The sequence below is a fragment of the Nocardia amamiensis genome (genome assembly GCF_015477605.1).
GTDB lineage: Bacteria > Actinomycetota > Actinomycetes > Mycobacteriales > Mycobacteriaceae > Nocardia > Nocardia amamiensis_A.
In genome coordinates this window covers 1-5,866 of sequence record NZ_JADLQX010000084.1, presented here as the reverse complement: position 1 = coordinate 5,866, position 5,866 = coordinate 1, and the positions used below count along the sequence as shown (strand labels likewise).

Here is a 5,866-nt window from a genome sequence, read left to right as displayed (position 1 = left end):
AGGACGCCGCGATCGGCGCCTACATCCGCTGGTACAACCAGCACGCCCAACCCAAGCGCGAGTTCGCCGTCAACTCCAAGATCCGGCGACCCGATTACCTACCCAAGGTTGCTTGACGAGGCACTAGCTGGACGCGGCCGACGGCGGCGTGGACGGCGGACAGGTGATAGGGCAGGCCGTATCCGTCGACGCGGTAGTCGGTGGTGCGGATGCGGGCCAGCTGGTTGGCGCGGATGCCCAGCGTGCGCATGGTGCGCAGGCGCTCGGCTTCGCGGCGGTTTCGGGCCACGATCGCCCCGCCCTCGAGGCAGGTGAGGTTCTTGATCGGGCCGAACGAGAAGCAGGTGAGCTGGCCGGTCGCGCCGACGCGGCGGCCGTCGTGATGGCGGGAGCCGAAGGCGTGGGCGGCGTCTTCGATTACGGCGATCTCCCGGTCGGCCAGCCGCAGTTCGGTCAGGTCGACCGCGCGGCCGCCGTAGAACACCGGCAGCACCGCGCGGGTATGGGCGGTGATCGCGGCCTCGACGGCTTCACCGGTGACGCACTGGGTGGCGGGGTCGATGTCGGCGAAGCGTGGCACGCCGCCGGCTGCGCGGATGGCGTGGATGGTGGCGCAGAACGTCTGGGAGGGGACCACGACTTCGTCTCCGCGCCCGATCCCGACCGCCATCAACGCCATGTGCAGGCCGGCGGTGCCGCGATGGACGGTGACGACGTCGGCGACGCCGAGGTAGTCGGCCAGTTCCTGCTCGAAGGCCTCGGTTTCGGTGTTGTGCCCGTACTGCCCGGCGGCCAGCGCGCCGGTGAGGGCATCGGTTTCGGGACCGTGCAGGTACGGGGCGGCGTTGCGGGCGACCGCCGGGGTATCAGTGGGTGCGAGCATCACGGTCTCCTGTGGTGGTGACGGCGAGGGTGTCGACGTATTTGGTGAGGGTGACCCCGGCGCGGTAGGCGAGCCGGTCGTAGTCGATCGGTCCCCCGAGCAGGGCAGCGAGGTATTGGCCGGTCAGGTCGGCGCCAGCGGCTTCGGCAGCCAGGAACGCACCGGCAGGACGGGCGTTGACCTCAGTGATCTGCGGCCCGGTATAGGTGGCGAATCCCTGTACGCAACACCACCCGCGGATCCCGACCGCGGCCAGGGTGGCGCGCACCAGCGTGTCGATGTCGGGGTCGGTGAAGGTGCGGGTCACGATCGACAGCCCGCCCTTGGTCAGCAGCCGCCACCGCAGCACGACACCGGCGCGGCCGTCCTCGCCGACGAGACAGTCCGCGGTGAATTCGGTGCCGGAGAGCCGGGTTTGCACGATCGGGTCCACGATCAGCAGGCACGCCGCGCGCGCCCGCTCCCGGCCTCGGCATTCCAGGACTCCGCGCGAGCCTTGGCCCGTGCGGGGTTTGACGACGAACTCCCCGTCGGCGGGCGCGTCGTCGAGTTGTTCGGGCAGCCACGTCGCCGGGTGCGCGACAGCCGCTTCTGCGAGCGCCTGGGCGAAGACGGCCTTGTCCCGGCAGGCGGCGGCCGCGCGATGCGTCGGCAGCCAGGTCCGTGCGCCCACCGCGCCAAGTTCATCGGCGAGACCGATCAGGGCGGGCAGCTCGGATTCCACGGTCGGGGCCACCGCGTCGACGGCCTCGGTGTCGCACAGCTTCACCAGCGCTTCCCCGTAGCGGGGATCGGTTACGTGGGGGCACAACCGCGGTTCGATCCCGTCCAGCAGCAGCCCGTTCGCCAGGGGGTCGGCGTCGACGCCGATCACCGCAGCGCCGAGCTGGTACATACGCCGGGCGAGGTCGAAACCGGGCTGGCCACCGACACCGGTGACCAACACCCGCGCCCCGGTCACCACCGAACCCCCGCGGCGGTGCGGGCGGCCAGCATCGGCGCCCACATGTCGGCGTTGGCGCGGTACCAGGTGATGGTCTCGGCCAGCCCGTCTGCGATGCTGCGCCGAGGCCGGTACCCCAGCCCGGCGATCTTGTCCCAGGTCATCGCGTAGCGGCGGTCGTTGCAGCGGCGATCGGGCACCCGGATCACGCGATCCCAGTCCGCTCCCATCGCAGCCAGGATCAGCCCGGTGAGCGCCTCGTTGGTCAGATCCGTGCCGCCGCCGAGGTTGTAGACCTGCCCCGCGACGCCGTGGCGGCGCACCAGGTCCAGGCCCGCGCAGTTGTCGGCGACGTGCAACCAGTTCCGCACATGCTGGCCGTCGCCGTGCAACACGATCTTGGCGCCGTACAGCAACGCGGTGACGTGCGCCGGGATGATCTTCTCCGGGTGCTGGTGCGGACCGTAGTTGTTCGACGAGCGGGTCACACACACCGGCACACCGTGAGTCCGGTGGTAGGACAACGCGATCAGGTCCGCGGCGGCCTTGCTAGCCGCGTACGGCACCGTCGGCGCCAGCGGCGCGTCCTCACCCGCGGCGCCGTCGAGCACCGGCCCGTACACCTCGTCGGTGGACACGTGCACCACCTTGGCGATCCCGTGCCGGAGCGCGGCATCGAGAATCGTCTGGGTGCAGGCCACGTTCGTGGCGATGAACCGGGCCGCTTGGGCGAAAGAGTGATCGACGTGCGACTCCGCGGCCAGGTGGACGATTTCGTCATGCCCGGCGACCAACTCGTCCACCAGGTCGGTGTCACCGATATCCCCGGTGACCAGACGAAGCCGCGGCGAGAGCATCGCGGCACCAAGGTTTTCCGCGTGCCCGGCGTAGGTGAGTGCGTCGAGCACGGTGACCTGCTCGACGTCGTCGTGGTCGAGTAGATGCCGGACGTAGTGCGAGCCGATGAACCCCGCACCCCCCGTCACCAGAATCCTGCTCATGGTGTGCCTCCCCGAACTCGATCGGCCTGGCGAACTCTCCCGGATCAGTCAGCCGGGAAAGTTCGAGTTGGGACATTGGTGTTTCATTTCCCCACGGATGCAGGGGGTTTCGGCAGTGTGGGCGCATACTCACGGGGTACTCACGCACACGCACACCCCGGCGAACAGGAGCACCGCGACAGTGACCCCGGCCGATACCTCGCCCGCCGACGATGCCGCGGCGCAGGTCAACGTCTTCGCAGTCGAGCTGCGCCGCTGGCGCGATGTCCGCGGCCTGTCGCGTCGGGCGCTGGCCGTCAAACTGGGCTACAGCCGCCCGTATGTGTCCAAGATTGAATCCGGCACCGAGAAACCGTCCCGGGAATTCGCCGCCTGCGCCGAATCGACCCTGCAAGCCGGCGGGGCACTACGCGCCGCCTTCGCCGAGTTCAACGCCACCCGCCCCACCACCGCCCGCACAGCCCCCATCGCCGACCCCGCCGACACGGCCGGATCGCTGGTGGTCGACCACGACGACGCGAGCCTGTCCTTCGACGGACACACCTACCGGCTCCGGCAACGGCGCCGCCTGATCAACGGCGGCGGCGAACCGATCACCCGCTACCTGATCCGGATCTCCGTCGATCGCTATCCCGGCGACCCCGAACGATCCAACCAGCTCTACCAGGAACACCCACTGACCTGGGACGAGATCGACCTGCATGCCTGGCACGGTGGACACCGCGCCGAGCCCATGGCCTGGACCGCCCACCACGACCGCGATGCGTTCAAGGAAGTGTGGCTCGAGTTCAGCGAACTCGGCGGTGGCCGCCATTTCCCGCTCTACCCCGGCCAGGCGTGCTGGATCGAATACGAGTACACCGTCTCAGCGACCCACTGGGGCAACTGGTTTCAGCGCGCTGTCCGCCTGCCCACCAACCGGCTGTCGGTGCGGTTGGACTTCCCCGCCGCACTGGAACCCTCGGTCTGGGGCCTGCAGACCTCGATGGCGGCCGAAGGCCAACCGTTCCCCACGCCCATCACCCACCAGGCCGAGCAGGACCGCCACATCTACGCCTGGTCCACCGACGATCCGCCCCTGCACGCCCGCTACCGCCTCGAATGGGACTTCCGCGGCCGCAACGACGACGAACGCACCCCACCGAGCAAGGTCATGGCGGGCCTCGGCATCGCGCAGGAAGGTGACGAGATCCTGCGCCAGATCGCGCGCCCATTCGATCTGCCGACCGAAGCCGAAGACGCCCGCCGTGTCGTCGCCGAACTGCATTCGGCCGCCGAACGTGTAGCCCAGGCACACGTGTTCGGTAAAGGGATGGGGATCGCCGCACCCCAGATCGGAATCAGCCGTGCCGCCGCGATCGTGCGTACCCCAACCGGTGACACTATCACCCTGTTCAACCCCCGCATCGTCGAAACCAGCGGTGAAGACGAGCAATACGAAGGGTGCTTGAGCTTCTTCGACCTGCGCGGGCGGGTACCACGACCACTGACGATCCACGTCGAACACACCGACATCGACGGCACCACCCGGATCACCGTGTTCGATCGCGGTCTCGCGCGCCTGGTCGCCCACGAGGTCGACCACCTACACGGACAGCTCTACCTCGACCACATGAAACCCGGCGTCGAGCCCATCTCCGTCGAGCAGTACCGAGGAACCGGCACGAACTGGACCTACTGAGATGAACGTTGTGCTGGTGCGACACGCGCACCCGATCTTTCCCACTCCGGTAGGCCCGGATGAGTTCTGTCGGGCGTTGGTCGAGCGGGGCCATGCGCAGGCCCAGCAGTTGGTCGAGACGCTCAGCCGCCCCCGGCCGGCCCTGATCGCGTCCAGTCCGTATCTGCGCGCCAGGCAGACCGTCGAGCCGCTGGCCCGTGCGTTGGGGATGGCCGTAGCAGAGATACCGGAACTGCGGGAATGGGACTCAGGGCTGGCACCGACACCGGACTGGGAGCGCCACTACGCACACAGCTGGGCACACCCGTCTTGGGCCCGCGGCGACGGGGAAAGCCTCGACCAACTCACCCGCCGCGCAGTAGCAATCATCGACAGCCTGACCCGCCAGCACTCCGGCGCCACCGTGCTGATCAGCAGCCACGGCACGTTCATCTGTCGCGCACTGCTCGGATTCGGAGTCGCCGGGGTCGACTGGGCGTTCAGCCGCGCGATGCCGATGCCCGCGGTCTACCGGATCAGTCTCCGGTACAGCCGAATCCATGCAGCGGGGCCCGGCCTTGCCCGGGACGAACCACCCAGCTCGACCTCGGCACAGGAAAGCGCACCACAGGCCACGTGGCGACGGGGAATGCGCTGCCACGGGTACTGGCCGTTCATGGTGGTCGCACTGCGTGAGACAGGCGACGCGACCGGTAGCTTTGGCGCGAATGTAGGGGAGTGGTCGTGGGATACGCGATCATGGCGTACGCGGTCCGGATCGAAATCCTGCGAGCCCCCGCTACGTTCACCTCGGATCCACCTGGGTTCTTCGACTGGATGGCCGAGGTGCATTCGCCCACGATCGACTCAGCGGACCGGCGCACCGCCTTACGGAAGCTGTTCTTCAGCGAGCCGCATTCAGGCACCGACGGTGCGCACTACGGATACGCGCTGAAGGTGCTCTGCGAGCGGTTCGGCGGCAAGCTGAGCAACAGGTACCGGTATCCGGTCGGCTCGGACGGCTTCGACATGATCGGCGAGCAACTGACGCAGCTGGGGGTACAGCTCGATCCTGCCGCTGATCTCGCGTTCGCCGGTGGGTGACAACTAGGCCGCGGAATGAGGTTGCGGTCTCGTCGTAGCCGCCTCGTGGCGATCGTAGTGACGCCGGTGTGCAGTTCTACGCACCGGTCGATCTCATGCTCTCCGCGTATGAGGAGCTGGCGGATCGGGTTTTGCGCTGGACCTTCGCCCTGCGTTCCGCGTAATTCGGAGCGGATAGAGCCCAGATTTATGCCCTGACCTGCCCAGACATGGAGAAACGCGCCTGGGGACCGTGTCTCTAGGCGTGCAGATACTCGCAGGTCAGGGCGCCGGGG

At 68.3% G+C, this 5,866-nt stretch carries 5 protein-coding genes and 1 pseudogene; 3 read left to right on the top strand and 3 right to left on the bottom strand.

What is annotated here, in order from left to right; translation table 11 throughout:
* Nucleotides 1–94 precede the first annotated feature (94 nt).
* The 3 genes from IU459_RS36370 to IU459_RS36360 are packed head-to-tail and all read right to left on the bottom strand — an operon-like array spanning nt 95 to nt 2,827.
* The gene (locus IU459_RS36370) at nt 95–883 is read right to left on the bottom strand and encodes a DegT/DnrJ/EryC1/StrS family aminotransferase (protein WP_195134128.1); all 789 of its coding nucleotides are present in this window, start codon (nt 881–883) and stop codon (nt 95–97) included.
* Nucleotides 867–1,844 carry an ATP-grasp domain-containing protein gene (locus tag IU459_RS36365; protein WP_324199166.1) on the bottom strand — a complete coding sequence of 326 codons (978 nt, stop codon included), beginning with the start codon at nt 1,842–1,844 and terminating at the stop codon, nt 867–869. Before IU459_RS36365 ends, IU459_RS36370 begins: the two co-directional genes overlap by 17 nt.
* Nucleotides 1,841–2,827 (bottom strand): dTDP-glucose 4,6-dehydratase, encoded by a 987-nt coding sequence (locus IU459_RS36360; RefSeq protein WP_195134127.1) that lies wholly within the window; start codon nt 2,825–2,827, stop codon nt 1,841–1,843. Before IU459_RS36360 ends, IU459_RS36365 begins: the two co-directional genes overlap by 4 nt.
* 181 nt (nt 2,828–3,008) lie before the next feature.
* Here IU459_RS36360 and IU459_RS39500 point away from each other — a divergent pair, with 181 nt between their 5' ends.
* From IU459_RS39500 to IU459_RS39080, 3 genes and pseudogenes are all read left to right on the top strand, one after another.
* Nucleotides 3,009–4,508, top strand: coding sequence for a peptide deformylase (locus IU459_RS39500; RefSeq protein ID WP_324199165.1), 1,500 nt, complete (start codon nt 3,009–3,011; stop codon nt 4,506–4,508).
* 1 nt (nt 4,509) lies between these two features.
* Nucleotides 4,510–4,983, top strand: a pseudogene (locus IU459_RS40270) (histidine phosphatase family protein); the annotation flags it as partial.
* Between the two features lie 248 nt (nt 4,984–5,231).
* Nucleotides 5,232–5,591, top strand: coding sequence for a DUF7691 family protein (locus tag IU459_RS39080; protein WP_228839011.1), 360 nt, complete (start codon nt 5,232–5,234; stop codon nt 5,589–5,591).
* Nucleotides 5,592–5,866 lie beyond the last annotated feature (275 nt).